The sequence below is a fragment of the Marinobacter changyiensis genome (genome assembly GCF_009193265.1).
Classification (GTDB): domain Bacteria; phylum Pseudomonadota; class Gammaproteobacteria; order Pseudomonadales; family Oleiphilaceae; genus Marinobacter; species Marinobacter changyiensis.
This window is the reverse complement of the sequence record NZ_VZZZ01000001.1, coordinates 808,718-831,207: the sequence shown is the minus strand read 5'-3', so window position 1 is coordinate 831,207 and position 22,490 is coordinate 808,718. Positions and strand designations below refer to the sequence as shown.

Genomic DNA, 22,490 nt, shown 5'->3' with positions numbered 1-22,490 from the left:
GCATTTAGCTCAGCACCGGGACATCGCTGTCTTCCTTTGCTTCGCTGTAGCCCGCTTCTTCTTCAGGCAGGGTGAAACCTGCTACCGAAGACCGCAGCTGGGAAGCCATGTCAGCCAGGTTACCGATCGACTTCGCGGTGGCGTTGGTGCCGGACGAGGTCTGCGAAGTGATTTCCTGGATAACGTTCATGGTGTTGGAAATGTGAGCCGCCGACGACGCCTGCTGGCGCGCAGCGTTGGAGATGTTCTGGATCAGCTCCGCAAGGTTCATCGATACGTTCTCGATTTCCTCAAGGGCAACACCCGCGTCTTGAGCCAGGCGTGCACCACGGACCACCTCGGCGGTGGTGTGTTCCATGGAAATTACCGCTTCGTTGGTGTCAGACTGGATCGTCTTGACCAGCGCTTCAATTTGCTTGGTGGCCGCCGAAGACCGCTCCGCCAGTCGCTGTACTTCGTCCGCAACTACCGCGAAGCCCCGGCCCGCATCACCGGCCATGGAGGCCTGGATCGCTGCGTTCAGGGACAGGATGTTGGTCTGGTCAGCGATGTCGTTGATCAGCGAGACAATGTCACCGATTTCCTGGGAAGATTCACCCAGACGCTTGATCCGTTTGGACGTTTCCTGGATCTGCTCACGGATGTTATCCATACCGCGGATGGTGTTCTGTACCACTTCCGCGCCTTTCTTGGCGATCGCAACCGACCGCTCTGCAACCGCGGACGATTCCGCCGCGTTGGAGGAAACCTGGTCGATGGACACCGCCATCTCGTTCACCGCAGCAGAGGCGCCAGCAATTTCCTGGGCCTGGTGCTCGGAGGCGTCGGCCAGGTGCATGGCCGTGGCCTGGGTTTCCTGGGCAGCGGATGCAACCCGAACCGCGGTACCACGAATCGCTTGTACCAGCCCGCGCATCTGGTCGATCGCGTAGTTGATGGAGTCGGCGATGGCACCGGTGAAGTCCTCGGTTACCGTGGCTTCTGTTGTCAGGTCACCATCCGCCAGATCGGCGAGTTCGTCCAGCAATCGCAGGATCGCGTTCTGGTTCTGCTCGTTCTGTTCCTGAGTGGTCGCCAGACGTTCCTGGGCGGCGCGATACAGGGAGAGACCGATTAACACCACCATCGCTGCCATCGCCGCAAGCAGGATGTAAGCGAGGGTGGGACTGAGGAAGCGTGAGCTGGCCTGGGCCGCAAACTGGTTGGCAAGGGCTGACGTGTTATTCAGCAGCAGCTGCGAGTTATCAAAGATTTCGCTGGCAGCTCTACGTACCTTGAAAAGGTCGGGAGAGGCTTCAAGGATGGCGTCAACGTTCTGGGATACGAACTCGAACAGTTCATCAACTGCCTCAAGGCCGTAAATGGCGTCTTCATCCTGGACCCGGGAAATACCCATGGCCTGATTGCCATTTACCTGACCTTCGAGCACCCGGCCAAACAGGCTGGCATCGCGGCCAAACCGGTCGGCTGCAATAACGGCATCTTCATCACCGGAAAGTACGTTGTTAACAGAGCGCACGATACGTTCAGCCAACAGTGACTGGCGCTGAGCCAGTGCGATCTGTTCCGCAGGGGCGTTGTTATCGAGCAGGATCTGAACGATATCATCGTACTCAACCTGCAGCTGGGGGATCGTCTCGTTCAGGGTCTGGGCAACCTGGTGAAGGCCCAATACCGCTTCTTGAGTTGAGACAATGCTGTCAGCATTTTCCCGCACCGACTCCCAGTTTTGCTGCACCGGACTCCCGGCCGCCAGCTGGCTCGGGGGCAGGCCGGTTGCCGGGTTACCATTGATGACGAAGTCCCACAGTTGTGAGAACTCGTTCCGGGAACGCTGGAGCTGCTCGAACGCAGACGCAGTACCACCGGCCGCCTCGGTCGCATTCTTGGCGATCTCCTGCGAAAGCACCCTGAGATCGTTCGCGTGGGCGATGTATTCCTGGTCGTTCTGGCTGTCCTTGTTGATAATAAACAAGACCACAACGAGCAGCACGGTCAATGCGATCAACGCGGCGATCAGACCGGCAACAAATTTGTTGGCGCCCTGTCCCGAATTGGATCTTCCGGCTCTATTCTTCATTTTCTGGCTCCCGGCCTCTTCTTTGACAAGTTAGGTACTTCTGCGGGTGTTGAGAGTCGATGGTGATGTTCCTGCCACTGTCATCACCACTGGGCAACGTCCAGAAAGCGCTCATCTTCGAGTAGTTCGAAAGTTGAGAAGACTTTCCAGGTTTCCTCATTGCGCTCATACCCTCCCTGAATGAAAGGCTGAACGTTTGCGGGGGTTTCTGTGGGGTCAGCCACAAAGCTATCCACCGCGAAATACTGCATTCCCGATACGCTGTCGACCACCAGGCCACTGAACACGTCACCCTGTTCAACAACGAGGACTCGGCGTTCTCGCTGGCTGCGGGAACTGCGGGGAAGTTCAAAATAGTGGGCAAGATCAACCAGGGGTAACAGGCGGCCACGAACATTGGCCGCCCCTAACATGAACGAACGAACCCCCGGCACGTGTGTGAAGCGGGGGACGTGGAGTATTTCAACAACCTCACCCATCGGGGCCACGTAACGCTGACCAGCCAGAACGAACCCGATGCCGTTCCATAACTGAACGGCTTCCTGCTGCTCCGGTAAACCGGTGGCAAGCATTCGGCTGCGTCGGGCGATATCCGTCAGAACGGCGTAAGGGGCTGCCTGGGCGGACATGCATACTCCATGCGAGAGGTTGGTTGGATCAGGAAATCAGACTGTTGATTGCTTTAATCAGATCGTCTTCATTTACCGGCTTTACCAGATAGCCCTTGGCGCCCTGGCGTGTACCCCAGACGCGGTCGGTTTCCTGATCTTTGGTGGTCACGATGATGACCGGAATGGATGCGGTCTCAGGCGCACGGGTCAGCTGACGGGTTGCCTGGAAGCCATTCAGGCCAGGCATGACAACGTCCATCAGAACCAGGTCCGGAGTCTCTGCGCGGGCTTTTGCGACGCCATCGGCACCGTTGTCTGCCATCAGGACTTCATGTTTGTGCTTCTCAAGAATGCTTGAGATTTTTTTAACTTCGGTGGGCGAGTCATCAACAATCAGGATGCGGGCCATGGTTTCCTCAATCTCGATAAAGGTTCATTGCGTCAGCGAATTACTGTTCCAGCTGGGGAAAATACTGGCGAATGGTGTTTAGAAGCTCGTCTTTGCTGAACGGTTTGGTCAGATACTGGTCTGACCCGACAATACGCCCTTTGGCTTTGTCGAAAAGACCGTCTTTGCTGGAGAGCATAATGACCGGCGTCTTCTTGAACGCCGAATTGTTTTTGATCAGGGCACAGGTTTGATAGCCATCGAGCCGTGGCATCATAATATCGACAAATATGATGTTGGGCTGAGAATCGGCAATCTTGGCAAGAGCGTCAAAACCGTCAGTTGCAGTAATAACATCGCAACCTACTTTTTTGAGAAGGGTCTCAGCGGTGCGACGAATGGTTTTGCTATCGTCAATCACCATAACTTTCAGGTTCTCGAAGTTGTCATCCATTGTCCAACTGCCTTGCGCTCTGCGGTGTCATATTTGGAGTGGAGCTTTTTAACACACATTTTAAGGGTGTTCTATAAGCCTCGCTTATTTATAGAGTATCGATGGCTGGAGAAAAAGCATAACTTTGTGTCTAAATGTACTCTTGGCCCATCTAGGTATTATAGCCAATGCTATTCGGGTGCATTCGGCGTGCGGGTGCAATACCATCGGAGGGGTAAAGCATAGCACTTAACATTTACAGCGCTCTGCTGAGCGGTTCCGGTTTCTTCATCTATTTCAAGGGATGCTATGACAGTTCGACTCGGTGTGGTGATGGATCCGATTGAGGATATCCACTTCAAGAAAGACAGCTCGCTGGCAATGCTTCTGGCGGCGCAACAACGCGGCTGGGAAATTGAGTACATGGAGCTGCCGGACCTCTACCTGCAGGGTGGCAGGGCCATGGCGCGGACCCGGGACCTCACGGTTCACATGAATCCGGACGACTGGTACAGCTTCGGTCATTCCCGGGACCGTGATCTCGGCGAGCTGGACGTCATCCTGATGCGCCAGGATCCTCCGGTAGACCGGGAGTTCCTGATGGCCACCTATATACTTGAGGCGGCAGAGCTGGCCGGCGCACTCATCGTCAACCCCCCTGCCGCGCTGCGGGACTGTAACGAAAAGTTGTTCGCCACCCAATTTGAAGACTGCACTCCGCCGCTGATTGTTACGCGCTCCGCGGCCCGCCTGAAGGCATTTCATGCGGAACACCGGGATGTCATCATGAAGCCGGTTGACGGTATGGGCGGTCGCTCTATTTTTCGGGTGCGCGAAGGCGATGCCAACCTGGGGGTTATTATCGAAACGCTGACCCAGCATGGCGAGCACCAGGCCATGGCACAAAAGTACATTCCCCAGATCAGCGAGGGCGACAAACGCATCCTGCTGATCGACGGTGAGCCGGTACCTTATGCCCTCGCCAGAATTCCGTCCCACGGTGAAAATCGGGGCAACCTCGCCGCCGGTGGTCGTGGCGAAGGTCGTGAGCTGACTGCCCGGGATCGGGAAATCTGTGCCCGGGTGGCGCCAGCGATAAAAGCGAAGGGGCTGATTTTCGTGGGCATCGACGTTATCGGTGATTACTTGACCGAAATCAACGTCACCAGTCCCACGTGTATCCGGGAGCTTGATGCTGCCTTCGGAATTGACATTGGTGGCCTGCTGATGGACGCCATTGAACGGCGTCTGAGGTAATATGTCGACTATGAACAAATCACCAATGCCGTTGGCAGGCCCCGGCATTAAAGCAGTAGTGAGAAACAGGCAGTGAGACACTAACCGGCATGGCTGTTCAAGTCAGCGACTTTGATCGCTTTTCGTTTACACTCTTTATGGCGCTGGCGTTACACGCGGTGCTGGTGCTGGGCATTACCTTTGCCCAGCCCGACCCGCCGAATTCCGCTGAAACGCTGGAAATCACCCTGTCCCAGTTTGACGATCAGGAGGCACCGGAAGATGCGGACTTCCTGGCCCAGACCAATCAGCGGGGCAGTGGCACCGAGGAAGAAAAGCAGGAACTGACCAGCCCCCAGCAGTCCAGTTTCAGTGACAGCCAGGTCGCCGAGGTGCAACCGCAAGCACCTTCCACGACCGAGCCTGCCGCGCGCACCGAGCAACAGGTAGTTGAAACTACGGCGCCCAGCACACGCAAGACGCCAAAAGCTGACCCGTTTGAGGAGCCGCCGGAAGAGAAACTGCCGGTAGAGCAGAAGAAAAGTCTGATGGAGCGGAGTCTTGAGATCGCCAGTCTGGAAGCAAGGCTGGATGACCAGATGCGGGCCTACGCCAAAAAGCCCAGGGTTTTGCGGGTCACCTCGGTGTCTACCCTGAGCTCCACCAACGCCTGGTATGTGCGGAACTGGATCAATAAGGTAGAGCGGGTAGGCAACATCAACTATCCGTCCGAAGCTCGCCAGGCTGGCATTCATGGCACCGTCAGGATGCTGGTGGTATTAAAAAATGACGGCACCGTTAAAGAGTTGCAGGTGCTGCAATCGTCCGGAAGCAGCCTGCTGGATGACGCTGCCGTCCGGATTGTACGCCTGGCAGCACCGTTCTCCTCGTTTCCCGAGGAGCTCCGCAAGGAAAGCGATGTGCTGGAAATTATCCGAACCTGGTCATTCCAGCGTAAGGGGTTGAGTTCAGGATGACTACAAACACCACCACGCCGCAGAGCCTGCAAGGCCACTTTCTCATTGCCACGCCTTACCTGGGGGACCCCCGGTTCCACGGCGCCGTTGTGTATCTGTGCGACCATTCTGCTGACGGCGCACTGGGCGTGATGGTTAACCGTCCGCTGGACATCTCCCTGGGCGAGGTGCTGGAGCAGCTCGACATGGACGGAGGTGAGCTCGATTCCCCGGTGTTCAGTGGCGGTCCGGTTGAGCCCGAGCGCGGTTTTGTACTGCACGAACCAGCCAGGACATGGCAGGCTACTCTGCCGATCAGCGACGATATTATGCTCACCACCTCCAGGGATGTATTGGCTTCCATTGGCAAGGGCGAGGGACCTCCGCGATACCGGATTGCCTTGGGTTACTCCGGCTGGGGCGAAGGCCAGCTCGAAGCCGAATTGGCCGGCAATGCCTGGCTGACCTGTCCGGCCAGCGCCGAACTGCTGTTTGGTTCGGACTGGGAAAATCTCTACAGCGCGGTGCTCCGGCAACTGGGCATAGATCTCAACCAGCTCAGTGACTCGATCGGCCATGCGTGAGCCCGGTCAGCGCCAGGTGATGGCGTTTGATTTCGGCACCCGGCGCATCGGTGTGGCCTTCGGCCAGGAGTTGCTGGGCAGCGCCCGCCCCCTGACCATGTTACCGGCCCGGGATGGCATCCCTGACTGGCTGGTGATTGAAAAACTCCTGGCCGAGTGGCAGCCGGACCAGGTCGTCGTAGGCTTGCCTCTCAACATGGACGATACCGAGAACGACATGTGTGACCGGGCCAGGAAATTCGGCAAACGCCTGCATGGCCGCTTTCATGTGCCGGTCGCCATGGTGGATGAACGCCTGACGAGCTTTGAAGCCAAGGGTGAAGTCATGGCCGCCGGCGGCGAGCGGGATTTTGGCAAGCACGGGGTCGATGATCTGGCCGCCGTCTTGATTCTTGAAACCTGGTTTCGACAGGTTGCAAACTGACAGTATGTTGCCATCGCATAGGGAGTGGGCAATTCAATGACCGCATTACTCGACATGGACCAGTTACTGGACCAGCTTGAATCCGGGTTGCGTGAGCAACTGAAAGAGCGCGAGATCAGTAACCCGGTGCTGGTGGGCATTCGCACCGGCGGCGTCTGGCTGGCGGATTTGTTGAACAGGCGCCTGGGGCTTGACGGTCCCTTCGGTGAGCTGGATATCTCATTCTACCGGGACGATTTCAGCCGCATCGGCCTGAACCCGCGTGTACTGCCGTCCCGCTTGCCGTTTGAAACCGAAGGCCGGGATATCATCCTGATCGACGACGTCATCATGAGTGGCCGCACCATTCGCGCCGCAATGAACGAACTCTTCGATTACGGCCGCCCGGCGAGTATCATACTGGCCACCCTGATAGACATGGGGGCCCGTGAGCTGCCGATCCAGCCCGACGTGGTGGCCAGGAAACTCAGCCTGGCGCCTCACCAGCGCGTTAAACTGCGCGGCCCGGACCCACTGCATATAGAAGTACGGGACACAGACCACTAAGCACTACAACCGAGAAGGTAAACGGGCAATCATGACGGCATACGATCCTTCCGCACCCTCTCTGCAGCTGACCCGGGATGGCCAGCTCAAACATTTTCTGACCCTGGACGGCCTTGATCGGCCACTGTTAACCGATATTCTCGATACCGCCGACTCCTTCATCGAAGTGGGCGAGCGCACCATCAAGAATGTGCCGTTGCTGCGCGGACGCACGGTGGTTAACCTGTTTTTCGAAGCCAGCACCCGGACCCGAAGCACTTTCGAGCTGGCGGCAAAGCGGCTTTCTGCAGACGTTCTCAACCTGGACATCAACACCTCCGCCACCTCCAAGGGCGAGTCCCTGTCGGACACGCTGCTCAACCTCGAGGCCATGGCCAGCGACATGTTCGTGGTGCGCCATTCCCAGAGTGGTGCTCCGCACTTTATCGCCGAGAGCGTCACCCCCGGTGTCGCGATCATCAACGCCGGCGACGGGCGTCACGCTCACCCGACCCAGGCCATGCTGGACATGCTGACCATTCGCCAGCACAAACACGAATTCGAAGGTCTTCGGGTAGCCATTGTCGGCGACATCCTGCATTCGCGGGTTGCCCGCTCCCAGATCAGTGCGCTCAAAACCCTGGGTGCGAAAGAAGTCCGGGTCATCGCCCCCGCGACACTACTGCCCACCGATGTCCAAAGCCTGGGCTGCAACGTGGAATACGATATGACCCGGGGCCTGGAGGATATCGATGTCATCATCATGCTGCGGCTGCAACGGGAGCGTATGGAAGGCGCATTGTTACCGAGTGAGCGAGAGTTTTACCGCCTCTATGGCCTCAGTACCGAGAAGCTGAAGCTGGCACGGCCGGACGCCATCGTGATGCACCCCGGCCCCATCAATCGCGGCGTGGAAATTGAATCCGCCGTCGCCGACGGGCTCCAGTCAGTGATTCTCAACCAGGTTACCAACGGCATAGCCATTCGCATGGCCGTGATGTCGATGGCAATGAGCGGACAGGTAGCCGAGCGGTCTCAAGCACAATCAAACGCACTGCCAAAAGGGATAAACTCGTGAGTGTTGATCAGCAACCGGTCATCAGAATTGCCAATGGCCATCGGCTGACAACCAACGGCCGCGAGCAGAACCCCTGCAGCCTGCTGATCCGCAACGGCCGCATTGAAGCGTTGGGAGAGCAAGCCGACCAGGCCGAAGTGGACCAGACCATTGACGCTACCGGCTGCATGGTAACCCCGGGTTTTACCGACCTCTGCTGCAACCTGCGTGAACCCGGTGCCGGCCAGAAGGGTAACATTGCCAGCGAGACCCGGGCCGCGGCCAAGGGCGGTTACACCACGGTGTGTGCCGCGCCGGATTCCTCCCCCGTGAATGATTCGGGTGCCGTCACCCATCTGATACGAGAGGTGGCGGCCAACCGTTCGCCGATCAACGTGCTCCCGCTCGGTGCTGCAACCCGAGGCCTGGAAGGCGAATTACTGAGCGATATGGTCGGGCTCTCTGCCGCCGGATGTGTGGCCCTGAGTAACGGAATGTCGACCGTTCGCAATGCCCGTATCCTTCGCCGCGCCATGGCCTATGCCCAGACCTTCGGGTTCACCCTGATGCTGCAGCCCCGTAATCATGCCCTGGCGGCCGACGGCTTTGCCCACGATGGCATGGTGACGACTCGCCTGGGTCTGCTGGGCATTCCGGAAGTGGCAGAAACCGCCGCCGTGTCAGAAATGTTATTGCTGGCGGAAGAAACCGGGGTGCGGTTGCATCTCAGCCAGCTCTCTACCGCCCGCAGCGTCGCCATGGTCGCTGACGCCCGTGCGCGGGGCGTATTGGTGACGGCAGATGTGGCCATGCACCATCTGGTATTTACCGAGCAGGCTCTTGGTGGTTTTGACAGCCGCTTTCACGTGCTGCCGCCTCTGCGCACCGAGGCCGATCGGCAAGGCTTGCTGGCTGGTGTCCGGGATGGCGTCATTGATGCCATTGTCAGCCAGCACCAGCCTCACGATTCGGCCGCCAAACGGGCACCGTTGGCCGCCACCGAACCTGGTCTGTCGTCTATCGAGAGCGTGCTCTCCCTGGGTCTCGGGCTGGTGCAGAAAGGCGAACTGAGCGAAGCCCACCTGATTGCTGCGCTGACCAAGGGTCCCGCGACAGTACTGGGGCTGACCGACAACACTTTATCAGTCGGTGAGGTGGCGGATATTTGCGTCATCGATACCAGGGCCACCTGGACTCCAACGGCGACCAATATCCTCTCTGCCGGCAAGCATGTCCCGGTCACCAGCCGACCCTTGCCCGGTGTTGTCCGGCACACTCTGTGCGCAGGCAAAACGGCTTGGGCGCTCGCTTAGCCCCACTGGTCTTCCTGCCTGGCAGCTTCTGTGTGTTCGCCCTGATGAGGTGATGTTGTGGGAGCGTGAGGGGTGTTGAAGGCCATGCCCATGGGGCACTGCTGAGACCGTGCAGCAGGGCATGGTCAGCCGTTACTTGACGGCGTCTTTCAGAGCTTTGCCTGCCTTGAAACCGACAGTGCGGCTGGCGGCGATCTGGATCGGCGCGCCGGTCTGGGGGTTGCGACCGCTGCGGGCTTCCCGCTTCCGGACGTTGAAGGTGCCAAATCCGATCAGGGTGACGTCATCGCCCCGGGCAGCGGCTGCGGACACCTGGTCCGTGAAAGCGGTGATAATCTCGCTGGCTTTTTCGCGGGTCAGACCGGTTTCGTCGGCGATCGCGCTGGCAAGTTCTGGTTTACGCATCAGTAACTCCTTTGAATTTCGCAAGCTCTCAACTGGCCTGCTCCCATAGTGGTATAGCGTCTGGGAGTGAGGTGTCAATGTTGGAAGGCTCTTGTTGGTCGTTTGTCCGTGTCGTTTTTTGTTGCAGGTATTGCAGTAGTGCAGTCTCTCGGGGGCATTGCCCCATTGGTTACAGTTTGTAAGCTCAGGGCAAAGGTTGTCACGGCGAAGCCGAAATCGCCGCCGCCCGGATAGTGAAACGCACCTGCTAGCAGGCCAGGCGTCGGGGCTCCTCCGAAGGGCCCCTCCATGGCTTTCCCTCTGAAGCATGGCTTGGTTAGCTACCGATCCTCATGCAAGCGACCTTCGACATACTTGTGGAGGATGCTGGCAACAAGTGTTTGGTAGGGAATACCCTCTGCCAGTGCTTTCTTCTGCAGCCCCCGAAGGTCCTTGGAAGAAAGCCTGATATTGATGCGAGCATCTTTCTTGAACATGGCCTCGGCATACTGTTGGTGCCGCGCTTTTCGGTCCTCAATATCTGGCGCCCGCTGTAACTCTCCAGCATCGAACGCGTCCAGAATTTCCTGCTCTTCTTTATCCAGCCTGCTCATTTCGGCCCTCCCAAATAGATTTTTGTCGCTTTCCGGCTCGGGATGATCGTTTTCAGAAAAACCTCATCTTCCGACTCAACAAAGGGCACCGGATAGGCGAAGCCCTCTATTTCAATCACGTGAATCTGTTGGCCCGGATACCGTTCCTGATTCGGATGCTCGAACGTATCCAGGATACCTCCGATAGAAATGTGTAAAACCACGTCCTCGAACGAGATGCTCCTTTCCTCTTGGAGAAGCTTGTTCTTTTCCGGGTTCCACGTGATCGGTTTCATAAGTCAAATGCTGGCACGTTGTGTGCTTTTTGTACTCAGCAGCTAACGTTTCAGTGAGTGACGCAACCGATGGAAAGTTTCAGGGTCAGTATAAAAGATAATGACGAGCGCGATCCAATACCCAAAAATCGCCACTATAATTCAGGTAAATGAAGCGTTCTTCAGGGGCTCCCCAAACAGAAGGTAATTCGCGTTCATGGCCGGCAAAACCCTATTTACAGTTGCAACACTCTTTGTTGCAGGGCTCTCCCTGTCCTCCCCCTCCGTTTATGGAGAAAGTGAATCCGAGCAGACTGGCCGCTCACTTGAGCGCCCCCTGGTCAATTTCACCGCGGGGCAGGTAGGTGTCGACCGAAACCTGAATAACCTCTGGCGCTACGGCCTCGAGTACCGTTTTTCCCCGCTGGCGCGCTATAGGCTCGTACCCTCAATCGGAGTGGTGGTCGGCGCGGATGGGGCGAATTATATATACGCAGAGTTACGCCGGGATTTTCGTTTTGCAGGTCATTGGTTACTGACTCCGAGTTTCGGGCTCGGGCGTTTCAACAACCGTTCGGGGTTTAATCTCGGCCACATGCTGGAATTTCGTAGCGGTCTGGAGATTTCGCACCAGTTCAACCAGGGGTACCGGCTGGGTGTTGCGGTATTCCATTTATCAAATGGCGGGCTATCCGACGAGAACCCGGGCACTGAAGCAGTCGTTCTTTCGTTCAGTGTCCCCCTTGGTGACAACACCGCGAGCCCGGCCATAAAAAATCGAAATTGACTGTATTATTAATTCCAGGCCCAAAAAAAGCGCCGTACTTTTCAGCAGGGCGCTTTTTCCGTCGTTCAGTCTCAGGCTTTAGGCCCAGCCTTCACAATCGACTCAGAAACATCAAACTTCTTGAAGTTCTCAACGAACTGACTGATCAGCTCTTTTGCCTTGGCGTCGTACTCGTCAGTGCTGGCCCAGGTGTTGCGTGGGTTCAGCAGCTTGCTGTCGACGTTGGGGACGTTGAGGGGTACGTCGAGGTTAAGGGTTGGCAGGTGTTCGGTTTCGGTATCGTCCAGGTCGCCGTTCTGGATGGCGCTGATGATGCCACGGGTGGTGGGGATGCTGAATCGCTCGCCTTTACCGTGGGGGCCGCCGGTCCAGCCGGTGTTGACCAGGAATACCCGGCTACCGAATTCGTCCATGCGCTTCATCAGGAGCTCGGCGTATACGCCGGCGGGGCGTGGGAAAAAGGGTGCGCCGAAGCAGGTGGAGAAGGTGGCTTTCAGTTTGGATGAGGAGCCCATTTCTGTCGAGCCAACCAGTGCAGTGTAGCCACTCAGGAAGTGGTATGCCGCAGCTTCTTTGCTCAGCACGGACACGGGCGGCAGTACGCCGGTCATGTCGCAGGTCAGGAATACGATGTGTGACGGCTCACCGGCGCGGTTTTCCGGAACGCGTTTTTCAACGTGCTCAAGCGGGTAGGCGCAGCGGGAGTTTTCGGTCAGGGACACGTCGGTGTAATCAGGCACGCGGGTATCCGGGTCGATCACAACGTTTTCAACTATGGCACCGAAGCGAATAGCGTCCCAGATTATGGGCTCGTTCTTCTGGCTCAGGTCGATGCACTTGGCGTAGCAGCCGCCTTCGATATTGAACACGGTGCCGGGGCCCCAGCCGTGTTCGTCATCACCGATCAGGAAACGGCTCGGGTCCGCGGACAGGGTAGTCTTGCCGGTGCCGGAGAGGCCGAAGAACAGGCAGGTTTCGCCGTCGTCGCCCACGTTGGCGGAGCAGTGCATCGGCAGTACGTCTTTCTCGGGCAGCAGGAAGTTCTGCACCGAGAACATGGCTTTTTTCATTTCGCCGGCGTAGTGCATGCCAGCCAGCAGTACCTTGCGGCGGGCAAAGTTGATGATTACACAGCCGTCGCTGTTGGTGCCGTCACGCTTGGGTACGCATTCGAAGTTGGCGGCATTCAGAATCTGCCACTCCTGCTTGTCTGACGGGTTGAACGAGTCAGGGCGGATAAATAGGTTGCGGCCGAACAGGTTTTGCCACGCGGTTTCGGTGGTCATTTTCACTGGCAGGTAGTGTTCGGGGTCAGACCCGACGTGCACCTGGGAAACGAAATGAGTCTGCTCGACGAGGTAGGCTTCTACCCGATCCCACAGTGCATCGAACTTGTCGGCATCAAAGGGCCGGTTGATGGGTCCCCACTGGATGTCGTCGGCGGTGCTGGGTTCTTCAACGATGTACCTGTCCATGGGAGAGCGGCCAGTGCGCTTTCCGGTCTTGACGACCAGTGAGCCGTTCGCCGCCAGTTGGCCTTCTTTTCGTTCAATTGCCAGCTCAACCAGGTGTGCTGTGCTCGGATCATTATAGGTGATGCTCACTTCGACCTCGCCAAGGGTATCGTCGGAAATTGTATCAGCCGCCAAAGGCCGGGTTACCTACCCTGGTACCCGGAGCATAAAAGCTGGCGGAAAACTGATCAATTGAGTCTTCTCAGGCGGCCAATTATGCCAGACGCCCCTCAAAAAAACGAATGCCCAATCCACCCAATCGGGCTTTCGGGTGGAAGATATAGCTATCATTACAATTAATGTAATGAATGGCCCATAAACTAATGCAAGGAATGCCCGAGAAACAGCCGGTCAATATCGTTGCGGTCAAAGCGGTACTGGGCATGACAAAACTGGCAATCCATCTCGATATCGCCGCGCTCGGTGAGAATGCTGTAGCACTCTTCCTGGCCGATGGCCTTGAGGGCGGACTGAGTACGTTCTTCCGAACAGCTGCAGCGGAAGGCCACCGGGTCGGCAGCGAATACGCGCACTTCTTCTTCGTGGAACAGCCGGTGGAGGATGGTCTCGCTGTCCAGCTCCAACAGCTCTTCCGGTTTGACGGTGCTGGCCAGGTGATTGACCCGTTGCCACAGGTCGTCGTCCGGTTCGGTGCCGCCGGGCAGGCGCTGGAGCATCAGGCCGGCGCTGCGAGTATCGTCTGAAAACAGGATCAGGCTGGTGGCGATCTGCTCGGACCGGGCAAAGTAGTCTTCCAGACATTCCGCCAGGGAGTCGTGCTCCCGGGGGACCACGCCCTGGTAACGCTGGCCCTGTGCCGGGGTGATGGTGATAGCCATCTGGCCTTTGCCGAGCAATTCATGCAGGGAGTCGCTGTTGGCGGCGCCTTCCTCAAACTGAGCCAGTCCACGGATGAAACGGTCATGGCTGCACTCGGCCATGAACAGCCGCACCGGGCCGTCGCCTTTGGCCTGCAGTGACAGGGTGCCTTCAAATTTCAGGCTGCTGCTCATCAGCACGCTGGCGGCCAGGGTCTGGCCGAGCAGGGCTTTTACCCGGGCCGGATAGTCGGACTGCTGGGTGATGCCGGTGTAACTGTCGGACAGTTGCACCCATGCGCCACGAATCTGGCTGTGCTCAAAGATAAATCGCTGGAACTGGTCCTGGGACGCCATTAAATGAGTCTCCTGATGTCTGCCCGACCGGTTGGTCGGCGGCCCGGGCAAAAATTCGGTGGCACCGGCGTAACTGCGTCAGATGCCGTTCTGGTCTTTGAAACGCTGTATGTTACGCCGGTCTTTCTTGGATGGGCGCCTGGCCGGGGGCAGTTGCGCGGCCTGCATGGTCTTACGTTGCCAGGCCAGGTCTTCCCGGTGTTTAACGCTGTCGTCGGTCTCGTGGTAGAGCATCTGGGCTTCGGGCGCACTGCGCCGGCGGTCGCTGACGTCATCCACAATCACCGTACGCTCCTGAAAGCCCTGGCGGAGTTTGAGCCGGGCACCGGGCTCCACTGCTCTGCCGGGTTTGCAGCGCTGATCGTTGTAATGCACCTTACCGCCTTCGATGGCGTCTTTGGCCAGGCTGCGGGTTTTGAAGAACCGAGCGGCCCAGAGCCATTTGTCGAGTCGTACCTTGTTATCGCTTTCTGCTGGTGAGGTCATGTCTCCCCGCTTGCTGTGCCTATGCCGAGTGTCCTGGCTGGCTAATTCCTTAACCTACTGAGGCCCCAGGAATCTGGAAAGCAAGGCGTGGCGGTGAAGGTTTGGCGGCCGGCGCTCCGGTGGTTCCAAATCAAGCCGCCACAACACCGCTAGCCAGATTCCTGGGGCCTCCCTCCGGGCGTACTGCTGAAGGCTTTGGATCGTCGTTCCTGCCCTTTGACATGGAACCACCATGCCTGCAGGACAGCGCCTAGCCCAAAACCTTCAGCAGTACGCAGTAGATTAAGGAATTAGCCAGCCATGATACTAGTATAGACAGTTCACGCGCCCGATGGCATGGAGCGTTTTAAAAGTTGGGGCATCACCTCGTCAAAGTGATGAATCGAGGGAATGCTGGGGTGGGCCCGGTGTGGCACGATCTGGCTGTCCGGTGCCAGGATGGCAAGGCACTGCCCGATGCCTGCGGATACGGCACTTTCGAGTACCGGAAAGCTGTCATCCACCATCAGGGTGCGGGCTGGCTCATGGGGTTGAATCCGCAGCAGATCGGCCCAGAATTCCGGTGCTTCCTTGGGTTTGCCGAGGTTGTGGCTGGAGATAACATCGTCCACCAGGTGATCGAGGCCGGTTTTATGGAGTTTCAGGGCGAGCGGGTCGGGGTGGCAATTGGTGACGATCACCGAGCGCAGCCCGGCCGTGCGCAACGCTTCCAGAAACGGCTTCACATGGGGGCGGTAGGCAATTTTGTCCCGTACCTCGGCCTTCAGTTCGCTGATGTTCAACGACAGCCGGTCACTCCAGTAATCGGTGCAGTACCAGTTCAGGGAGCCACGTTCAGCCTGGATCATCGGGATGATCATGTTCCGCGCCTGGTCGGGTGTCAGGTTATTGAATTCCGCGTAGCGCCGGGGCAGGTGTTCGAGCCAGAAATGGGTGTCGTAGTGAAGATCGAGCAGGGTTCCGTCCATATCCAGGAACACTGTATCGAGGCAAGACCAGTTGACCATAATGCAAAACAGCCTGAATGAATGACACTTTCAGGCTGCCGCAATTTACGCTTTCGCGCAAGCAGGATCCGCGCGCTCCAACGACCGGATTACATATCGTTCTGGGCGACCGCTTGTGGTTTGCGACCGCTCATGGTGCAGCCGAGGCAGCGAACGAATGTCGCTTTGGCCGGGCCGACCACCAGTACTTTGCCCACTTCCCCGGCATTTCCGCCCAGCAGGGAGAAAGGCAGGGATACTAGATAAACGGCGCTACCCAGAATGGTGGTGACAAGCAGGGCAGGTCGGGCCAGCAGCGCATCACCGGTCATGGCCAGAGCTGAGGGAGATTCGTCAACTGCCTGGGCATGGCCAAGGGAAGCGAAAGCCATCAGGCACATCGCCACGGTGGTCGTAAGAATTCGTGAAAGCTTTGCGGTCATAGCTGATTTCTCCTGATTATTGTCGCCGCCGATCTGCTGCGTGGTATTAAATTTAGTTAAAATTTAATTAATAGTGTAGCGGAACAGGGCGGACATTTTGTTAACTATGAATCATATTTGCATATTTTCAAACGAAATTTTGACTAAATGCTGCCGGAAACCGGTCATAACCTTGGCGCTGGGTTGGATGTCGGGCTTGTCTTGCCGGGAAGCTATCGCTGACAGCGGGCGCAGTATACCGTCGAGCGCTGGCTCATGCGGATTTCCCGGAGGCTGTCGCCGCAGTGTCCGCAGGGCTGGCCATCACGGCCATAAACCAGCAGGGACTGGGCAAAATAGCCGGGCTTGCCGTCGCTGTTGACGAAGTCCCGCAGGGTAGTGCCGCCCATGAGTATGGCCGCGCTCAGGGTTTCGCGGATATTGTCGGCCAGCATCAGGTAACGGTCGCGGCTGATTCGCCCGGCAGCCCGGCGAGGATGTATGCCTGCTTTATAGAGCGCTTCGTTGGCGTAGATGTTGCCAACGCCGACCACCACATGGTTGTCCATAATAAAATGCTTGATGGGTGTTTTCCTGCCCCGGGAGGCCCCATATAAATAATGTCCGTCGAAATCGTCTGCCAACGGTTCTGGTCCCAGACTGACCAGCAGCTTGTGGGTGTCCGGACTGGTAGTCCAGAGCCAGCAGCCGAAGCGTCGCGGGTCGTTGTACCTCAGCCGCACACCGGTGGCCAGTTCGATTTCCAGGTGATCATGCAATAAAGGCAGGCTTTGGTCCGTGATGACCCGAAGGCTGCCGGACATGCCCAGGTGCCCTATAAGAGTGCCGTGGTCGAATCGCAGCAGCAGGTATTTGGCGCGCCGTTCTACCGCCAGGATAGTGTGCCCGGTGATTTGCTCCGCCAGGTCCGCGGGCACCGGCCAGCGCAGGCGACCATCACGCACGGTTACGCTGGTGACCTGCAGGCCTTCGCAAAAGGGTGCAATACCCCGTCGGGTGGTCTCAACTTCAGGCAGTTCAGGCAAGTCAGGCGCTCCGGAGGGCATTCAGGGAGTGGACGATTGTCGCGGATGTGGGCGCGTTGTCAATCGCACCGGGCAGTTAGTATAAATGGTAACCAAATACCGTCGAAACCCGGTTGTTTTAGCTAACAACTGTACGCTAGAGTGACGGGAATGAATTGCGCAGGTCACGTTGGCCGGATTGTTGAATTTGAGGTAATTGAATATGTGGTATAACGGTCTCCTGGACCTGTCGGTGTTGCAGCTAGTGCTTGTAGTCCTTGGTATGACTCACGTCACCATCATCAGTGTAACGCTCTACCTTCACCGGCATTCCGCGCATAATTCGCTGGATCTGCATCCGGTGCTGTCTCATTTTTTCCGCTTCTGGCTCTGGCTGACCACCAGCATTATCACCAAAGAATGGACGGCCATTCACCGTAAGCACCACGCCACCTGTGAAACCGAGGATGATCCCCACAGCCCGATGATCAAGGGCATCCGCAAGGTTGTCTTCGAAGGCGCCGAACTCTACGCCGAGGCTGCGACGCCGGAGACGCTCGAGCGCTTCGGCCAGCGCACCCCGCAGGACTGGGTCGAGCGCAATGTATACACCAAACACAACAATCTGGGCATTTTGCTGCTGGCGATCATTAACCTGGCGCTGTTTGGTGTTAACGGTATCTGGATCTGGGCCGTGCAGATGATGTGGATTCCGGTCTGGGCTGCCGGTGTGGTCAACGGCATTGGCCACTATTTTGGTTACCGCAACTTTGAATGCGCCGATAACGCTCGCAACATCGTGCCCTGGGCGATTTTTATTGGTGGCGAAGAGCTGCACAACAATCACCACACCTATCCGAACTCGTCCAAGCTGTCCCGTCGCTGGTACGAAGTGGATATCGGTTGGGGTTACATCCGCATGTTCCAGTTGTTTGGTCTGGCCAAGCCGAAGGGCTACCGGCCAATTGCGCACTCGGTGCCGGGCAAGCAGGCGCTGGATGTCGAAACCGTACAGGCTATTGCCAACAACCGGTTTGATATCATGCGCCAGTATCGCAAACGGGTGATGGAGCCGGTTCTGTTACAGCAACGGAGCCTGATGGAAGATGAAATCAAGCCCCGCTACCGCAAGCTTCGTAAGCTGTTGTCCCGGGAAGTGAGCCTGATTCCCGAAACCGACCGCCTGCATCTTGATTCGGTACTGGAGATCAACCCGGTACTGCGGCAGATCTACGACAAGAGCCACGAGCTGCAGGCGATCTGGCGTCGCCGGGGTGTGAAGCCCCAGGAAAAACTGCAGGCATTGATGGACTGGTGCAAAGACGCGGAAGCCAGTGGCATCCGCTACCTTGAGGATTTTGCCACGCACCTGAAATCCTACTCACTCCGGCCTGCCTGATTGAGACAGTCAGCTAAACCCCACTTCGGTGGGGTTTTTTTATGTGGTGCGGAAAAGGTTATAGGCTACCTGGCCGGCGGTTTTCTGGCGATGCAGCTGCCATTGGGCCGGCACAGCGAGGGTGACGATCTCGCTTTCGTGCTCCACATACACCCAACTGCCAGGTCGCACCCAGCCATTGCTGGCGATCAGCGGGAACAGTTTCTCCAGCCAGCCCTGGCGGAAGGGCGGGTCCAGGAAAATAATATCGAACGCCTGGCCTGCGGGCCGGGCAAGAAACTGGTCCACGGACTGGCATACCACCTGGCCTTGGGTGGAGTTCAGCAGTTGCAGATTATCTTTGAGAGCTTTGGCCAGCGCCGGAGTATGATCCACCAGGGTGGCGTCAGCGGCACCCCGTGACAATGCTTCCAGTCCCAGCGCACCACTGCCCGCAAACAGGTCGAGGCAATGGCTGCCTGCCAGGTGGAAATTCAGCCAGTTAAACAGGGTTTCCCGGGTGCGTGCTGGCGTCGGACGTACGCCGCCAGCATCCGGGAAGGTCAGCTTTCGGCTGCGCCAGACGCCGCCGATGATGCGAAGTTCACCGGCTGAGGGCGTATGCCCGGGACGTTGTGGGGCGGTTTTCTTACGGCCCATGGGGTATAGGCTCCGGCCTGGTTCTGGTTTCTGAATGGTGGATGGTAACGGAAAAGACCGCGCGCTATAAGGCACAGGTTTGGACGGTGCCATCCCGGGCCGCTAGAATGTCGGCTCTCTTTTTGCAGGATGGTGCGCGGTCACGTTTTCAGGGCTCCCCGGCAGGTAGCGCGTTTCACCCGTTCAACTTTTTCAACCTCGAGAACGAGTAAGTAATCATGATGGCAGAATGGATCACAATTGGCGTACTGGTGCTGCTGGCTCTGGTGTTTGTTCTGGATATCGCCAGCAACCGCAAGCGCGTGCCCCGTCCCGCCCCGGTACCACAGCGTAAGCTCGAAGCGCCACAGGAAAAGCAGGCGGAACCCTTACCGAAGGCGCCCCCGGAGGAGCCAGCAGAAGCAGTATCGGAGCAGCCTGTTGAGGCCGAGCCGGAACTTGTCGAAAAGCCAACCGCGCCCGTTCCACCGCCTGAGCCAGTACCTGAGCCAGAACCGGAACCTGCTGCCAGTGTGTTCCAGCGTATTCGCAGCGGCCTCGGGAAGACTCGGGCAAACCTGACCTCCGGCCTGTCTGACCTGTTCGCTGTCGGCAAGGCCGTGGACGAGGATCTGCTCGAGGAGATCGAAACCACCCTGCTGATGGCGGATGTTGGTGTCACAGCGACCTCGGAAATTATCGAATCGTTGACCGCGAAGCTTGAGCGCAAGCAGCTGAAAGATGGTGCCGCCCTGCGGTTGGCCCTGAAGGAAGAATTGCGGGGCCTGCTGGCAAACACGTCACAGCCATTGGATCTGACCACCGGGAAAAAGCCCTATGTCATTCTGATGGTGGGCGTTAACGGGGTGGGTAAAACCACCACGATTGGCAAGCTGGCCAAGCACTTTCAGGCCGATGGCAAATCGGTGATGCTGGCGGCTGGCGATACTTTCCGGGCCGCGGCGGTGGAACAGTTGCAGGTCTGGGGGGATCGCAACAAGGTACCGGTAGTGGCCCAGCATACCGGCGCGGACAGCGCATCGGTGATTTTCGACGCTGTGCAGTCGGCGGCCGCTCGTAATATCGACGTGTTGATCGCGGATACCGCCGGGCGCTTGCAGAATAAAGACAACCTGATGGGTGAGTTGCAGAAGGTTGTGCGGGTGATGAAGAAGCTGGATGAGAACGCGCCCCACGAAGTCATGCTGGTGCTGGATGCCGGTACCGGACAGAACGCCCTGAGCCAGGCCCAGGTGTTCCAGCAGGCCGTGGGCGTAAGTGGTATTACGCTGACCAAACTCGACGGCACCGCGAAAGGTGGTATCGTGTTTGCGATTGCGCGTCAGTTGCAGTTACCTATCCGCTATATTGGTGTTGGCGAACAGGTGGATGATCTCCGTTCATTTGATGCTGAAACCTTTGTAAACGCACTGTTTGATGAGTAAACCGGCTTCATGATCGAGTTTCAGCAGGTCAGCAAACGCTATGACGATGACCACACCGCGCTCCGGCAGATCAATTTCAGCCTGGACCGGGGTGAGATGGCGTTTCTGACCGGCCACTCAGGCGCCGGTAAAAGTACCCTGTTGAAGCTGATCATGCTGATGGAGCGCCCAAGCGCTGGCCACGTCATTGTCGGCGGCCAGCTGCTCAACAAGATGCCCCGCCGCCAGGTGCCCTATATCCGCCGTCACGTGGGTGTCGTTTTCCAGAATCACCATTTGCTGTTTGATCGCACCGTGTTTGATAACGTCGCCATGCCGCTGGAAGTGATGGGGACTCCGTCCCGGGATATCGGCCGGCGGGTCAGGGCGGCGCTGGACAAGGTTGGGCTGCTCACCAAAGAGCGAATGAACCCGATGCAGTTGTCCGGCGGTGAACAGCAGCGGGTGGGTATCGCCCGCGCCGTGGTAAACAAGCCACCGGTGCTGCTGGCGGATGAGCCCACAGGTAACCTGGACCCGGCCCTGTCGGCCGACATCATGCAGTTGTTCCAGCAGTTCAGTCAGGTCGGTGTCACGGTATTGATCGCCAGCCACGACATCGCCCTGATCAACGATATGAATCGTCGCACTCTGGTGCTCGACAATGGCCGCCTGATGCGCGGTGGTGATTTGCCTGCCGCTGGCCAGAAACAGGAACGGGAACAGGAGGTGCTGCGTGGTCAATAAACCAGCGAAGGCACCCAGGCCCGGCACAAGACGGGCAGGCCCAGCGCCAGCTCGAGGTGCCAAGCGCTCGAAGGCGCCGCTGCGGGAATTGCTCGACAGTTATTTCTCGCACCACCGTAAAGTGGCCAAAGACAGCGCCCGTCGCCTCTGGCAGGCGCCGGTGGCAAGCCTGATGACCTGGACCGTAATGGGGGTGGCCCTGGCGCTGCCGGTGGGGCTGCTATTGTTGCTGACCAGTCTGCAGGGCGTCAGCGCGGGTTGGGAAAGTGCAGCCCGGGTGACGGTTTACCTTGAGGATCAGTTGTCGTTGGAGGATGCTGGTCGGCTGCGTCTCGATATTGGCATGCGTGGCGACGTGTCCGAAGTGGAGCTGATTGACAAGTCAGCGGCGCTGGAAGAATTTAGAACGTCATCGGGCCTGAGCGAAGCGCTGGATTATCTGGATGAAAACCCGTTACCTCACACCCTGCTGGCAACCCCTTCAGAGGGTTCCCGCACGGAAGCCGGCATGCAGACGCTGGTGGAAGCTCTGGAGCAGACCCGGGGCGTTGCCCAGGTGCAGGTTGATCTGGGCTGGCTCCAGCGCTTGAATGCCATCACCGAATTGCTCGGTCGCGGTGTCTGGGCTTTAGCCGCGTTGCTGGCGGTCGCGGTGATTCTGGTGATCGGTAACACCATCCGTCTGGCCATTGAAAGCCGCCGGGATGAAATTCTGGTGGCGAAGCTGGTGGGCGGCACCGATGCCTTTGTCCGGCGGCCTTTCCTCTATACCGGGCTGTGGTTCGGTTTGGGCGGCGGCATCGTGGCGTTCGTTTTGCTGCAGCTGACGCTCTGGTTCCTCAGCGAACCGGTGGAACGGCTGGCGGCATTGTACCGCAGTAATTTTTCGCTCAGCGGCCTGGCGTTTGAGGGTACGGTCGCGTTGATTGCGGCTGCGGTGCTGTTTGGCTGGCTTGGCGCCTGGCTGGCAGTCAAACGGCATCTGGATGCGATAGAACCCGGTTGATCGGGTGTGGTGGAAATAGCGTATTGTGTTCCAGGTGCTAAA

General features: G+C 57.9%; 26 protein-coding genes. 12 read left to right on the top strand and 14 right to left on the bottom strand.

Features of this window, described 5'->3' with window-relative positions; translation table 11 throughout:
* Window positions 1–4: 4 nt before the first annotated feature.
* The 4 genes from F6Y09_RS04040 to pilG form a co-directional block, all read right to left on the bottom strand.
* On the bottom strand, window positions 5–2,080 hold the full coding sequence (locus F6Y09_RS04040) for a methyl-accepting chemotaxis protein (RefSeq protein ID WP_152205610.1): 2,076 nt from the start codon (window positions 2,078–2,080) through the stop codon (window positions 5–7).
* An 83-nt stretch (window positions 2,081–2,163) separates the two neighbouring features.
* Entirely contained in the window at window positions 2,164–2,709 is a 546-nt protein-coding gene (locus F6Y09_RS04035; RefSeq protein ID WP_152205609.1) for a chemotaxis protein CheW, read from the bottom strand.
* Between the two features lie 28 nt (window positions 2,710–2,737).
* Window positions 2,738–3,100 carry a twitching motility response regulator PilH gene (pilH, locus tag F6Y09_RS04030; protein ID WP_152205608.1) on the bottom strand — a complete coding sequence of 121 codons (363 nt, stop codon included), beginning with the start codon at window positions 3,098–3,100 and terminating at the stop codon, window positions 2,738–2,740.
* Between the two features lie 40 nt (window positions 3,101–3,140).
* Complete coding sequence (gene pilG, locus F6Y09_RS04025; protein ID WP_152205607.1) at window positions 3,141–3,533, bottom strand: twitching motility response regulator PilG; 393 nt, start codon at window positions 3,531–3,533, stop codon at window positions 3,141–3,143.
* Window positions 3,534–3,821: 288 nt separating this feature from the next.
* Between pilG and gshB the strand changes: the two genes are divergently transcribed.
* From gshB to F6Y09_RS03990, 7 genes are all read left to right on the top strand, one after another.
* Window positions 3,822–4,769, top strand: coding sequence for a glutathione synthase (gene gshB, locus F6Y09_RS04020; protein WP_152205606.1), 948 nt, complete (start codon window positions 3,822–3,824; stop codon window positions 4,767–4,769).
* An 89-nt stretch (window positions 4,770–4,858) separates the two neighbouring features.
* Window positions 4,859–5,725: an energy transducer TonB gene (locus tag F6Y09_RS04015; RefSeq protein ID WP_152205605.1), complete on the top strand. Its 867-nt coding sequence runs from the start codon at window positions 4,859–4,861 to the stop codon at window positions 5,723–5,725.
* Complete coding sequence (locus tag F6Y09_RS04010) at window positions 5,722–6,288, top strand: YqgE/AlgH family protein (protein WP_179959329.1); 567 nt, start codon at window positions 5,722–5,724, stop codon at window positions 6,286–6,288. Before F6Y09_RS04015 ends, F6Y09_RS04010 begins: the two co-directional genes overlap by 4 nt.
* A complete protein-coding gene (ruvX, locus tag F6Y09_RS04005) occupies window positions 6,281–6,712 on the top strand; it encodes a Holliday junction resolvase RuvX (protein ID WP_152205604.1) in 432 nt (143 codons plus the stop codon). Before F6Y09_RS04010 ends, ruvX begins: the two co-directional genes overlap by 8 nt.
* A 36-nt stretch (window positions 6,713–6,748) precedes the next feature.
* Complete coding sequence (gene pyrR / locus F6Y09_RS04000) at window positions 6,749–7,258, top strand: bifunctional pyr operon transcriptional regulator/uracil phosphoribosyltransferase PyrR (protein WP_152205603.1); 510 nt, start codon at window positions 6,749–6,751, stop codon at window positions 7,256–7,258.
* 31 nt (window positions 7,259–7,289) lie between these two features.
* Window positions 7,290–8,315 carry an aspartate carbamoyltransferase catalytic subunit gene (locus tag F6Y09_RS03995; RefSeq protein WP_152205602.1) on the top strand — a complete coding sequence of 342 codons (1,026 nt, stop codon included), beginning with the start codon at window positions 7,290–7,292 and terminating at the stop codon, window positions 8,313–8,315.
* Window positions 8,316–8,341: 26 nt separating this feature from the next.
* On the top strand, window positions 8,342–9,607 hold the full coding sequence (locus F6Y09_RS03990) for a dihydroorotase (protein WP_425481810.1): 1,266 nt from the start codon (window positions 8,342–8,344) through the stop codon (window positions 9,605–9,607).
* Between the two features lie 132 nt (window positions 9,608–9,739).
* Here F6Y09_RS03990 and F6Y09_RS03985 read toward each other — a convergent pair whose 3' ends face one another.
* From F6Y09_RS03985 to F6Y09_RS03975, 3 genes are all read right to left on the bottom strand, one after another.
* Window positions 9,740–10,012, bottom strand: coding sequence for an HU family DNA-binding protein (locus tag F6Y09_RS03985; protein ID WP_152205600.1), 273 nt, complete (start codon window positions 10,010–10,012; stop codon window positions 9,740–9,742).
* Between the two features lie 320 nt (window positions 10,013–10,332).
* On the bottom strand, window positions 10,333–10,605 hold the full coding sequence (locus tag F6Y09_RS03980) for an antitoxin (RefSeq protein WP_152205599.1): 273 nt from the start codon (window positions 10,603–10,605) through the stop codon (window positions 10,333–10,335).
* Entirely contained in the window at window positions 10,602–10,880 is a 279-nt protein-coding gene (locus F6Y09_RS03975; protein WP_152205598.1) for a BrnT family toxin, read from the bottom strand. Before F6Y09_RS03975 ends, F6Y09_RS03980 begins: the two co-directional genes overlap by 4 nt.
* A gap of 196 nt (window positions 10,881–11,076) precedes the next feature.
* Here F6Y09_RS03975 and F6Y09_RS03970 point away from each other — a divergent pair, with 196 nt between their 5' ends.
* The gene (locus tag F6Y09_RS03970) at window positions 11,077–11,646 is read left to right on the top strand and encodes an acyloxyacyl hydrolase (RefSeq protein WP_152205597.1); all 570 of its coding nucleotides are present in this window, start codon (window positions 11,077–11,079) and stop codon (window positions 11,644–11,646) included.
* 71 nt (window positions 11,647–11,717) lie between these two features.
* On the opposite strand, the gene F6Y09_RS03965 is transcribed toward F6Y09_RS03970, so the two are convergent.
* The 6 genes from F6Y09_RS03965 to mutM form a co-directional block, all read right to left on the bottom strand.
* Window positions 11,718–13,280 carry a phosphoenolpyruvate carboxykinase gene (locus F6Y09_RS03965; protein WP_152205979.1) on the bottom strand — a complete coding sequence of 521 codons (1,563 nt, stop codon included), beginning with the start codon at window positions 13,278–13,280 and terminating at the stop codon, window positions 11,718–11,720.
* A gap of 200 nt (window positions 13,281–13,480) precedes the next feature.
* Window positions 13,481–14,335 (bottom strand): Hsp33 family molecular chaperone HslO, encoded by an 855-nt coding sequence (gene hslO, locus F6Y09_RS03960; RefSeq protein WP_152205596.1) that lies wholly within the window; start codon window positions 14,333–14,335, stop codon window positions 13,481–13,483.
* Between the two features lie 78 nt (window positions 14,336–14,413).
* Complete coding sequence (hslR, locus tag F6Y09_RS03955; RefSeq protein ID WP_152205595.1) at window positions 14,414–14,821, bottom strand: ribosome-associated heat shock protein Hsp15; 408 nt, start codon at window positions 14,819–14,821, stop codon at window positions 14,414–14,416.
* A 320-nt stretch (window positions 14,822–15,141) separates the two neighbouring features.
* Window positions 15,142–15,828, bottom strand: a complete 687-nt coding sequence (gene yrfG, locus F6Y09_RS03950; protein ID WP_152205594.1) for a GMP/IMP nucleotidase — start codon at window positions 15,826–15,828, stop codon at window positions 15,142–15,144.
* Between the two features lie 89 nt (window positions 15,829–15,917).
* Complete coding sequence (locus F6Y09_RS03945; protein WP_152205593.1) at window positions 15,918–16,250, bottom strand: hypothetical protein; 333 nt, start codon at window positions 16,248–16,250, stop codon at window positions 15,918–15,920.
* 212 nt (window positions 16,251–16,462) lie between these two features.
* Window positions 16,463–17,275 carry a bifunctional DNA-formamidopyrimidine glycosylase/DNA-(apurinic or apyrimidinic site) lyase gene (gene mutM / locus F6Y09_RS03940; RefSeq protein ID WP_152205592.1) on the bottom strand — a complete coding sequence of 271 codons (813 nt, stop codon included), beginning with the start codon at window positions 17,273–17,275 and terminating at the stop codon, window positions 16,463–16,465.
* Between the two features lie 202 nt (window positions 17,276–17,477).
* Here mutM and F6Y09_RS03935 point away from each other — a divergent pair, with 202 nt between their 5' ends.
* Window positions 17,478–18,653 carry a DesA family fatty acid desaturase gene (locus tag F6Y09_RS03935; protein WP_152205591.1) on the top strand — a complete coding sequence of 392 codons (1,176 nt, stop codon included), beginning with the start codon at window positions 17,478–17,480 and terminating at the stop codon, window positions 18,651–18,653.
* A 39-nt stretch (window positions 18,654–18,692) separates the two neighbouring features.
* Here F6Y09_RS03935 and rsmD read toward each other — a convergent pair whose 3' ends face one another.
* Window positions 18,693–19,292 carry a 16S rRNA (guanine(966)-N(2))-methyltransferase RsmD gene (gene rsmD / locus F6Y09_RS03930; protein WP_152205590.1) on the bottom strand — a complete coding sequence of 200 codons (600 nt, stop codon included), beginning with the start codon at window positions 19,290–19,292 and terminating at the stop codon, window positions 18,693–18,695.
* Window positions 19,293–19,510: 218 nt separating this feature from the next.
* Between rsmD and ftsY the strand changes: the two genes are divergently transcribed.
* The 3 genes from ftsY to ftsX are packed head-to-tail and all read left to right on the top strand — an operon-like array spanning window position 19,511 to window position 22,448.
* Window positions 19,511–20,716: a signal recognition particle-docking protein FtsY gene (gene ftsY, locus F6Y09_RS03925; RefSeq protein WP_152205589.1), complete on the top strand. Its 1,206-nt coding sequence runs from the start codon at window positions 19,511–19,513 to the stop codon at window positions 20,714–20,716.
* Between the two features lie 9 nt (window positions 20,717–20,725).
* On the top strand, window positions 20,726–21,442 hold the full coding sequence (gene ftsE, locus F6Y09_RS03920; protein ID WP_152205588.1) for a cell division ATP-binding protein FtsE: 717 nt from the start codon (window positions 20,726–20,728) through the stop codon (window positions 21,440–21,442).
* Window positions 21,432–22,448 carry a permease-like cell division protein FtsX gene (gene ftsX, locus F6Y09_RS03915; RefSeq protein WP_152205587.1) on the top strand — a complete coding sequence of 339 codons (1,017 nt, stop codon included), beginning with the start codon at window positions 21,432–21,434 and terminating at the stop codon, window positions 22,446–22,448. Before ftsE ends, ftsX begins: the two co-directional genes overlap by 11 nt.
* Window positions 22,449–22,490 lie beyond the last annotated feature (42 nt).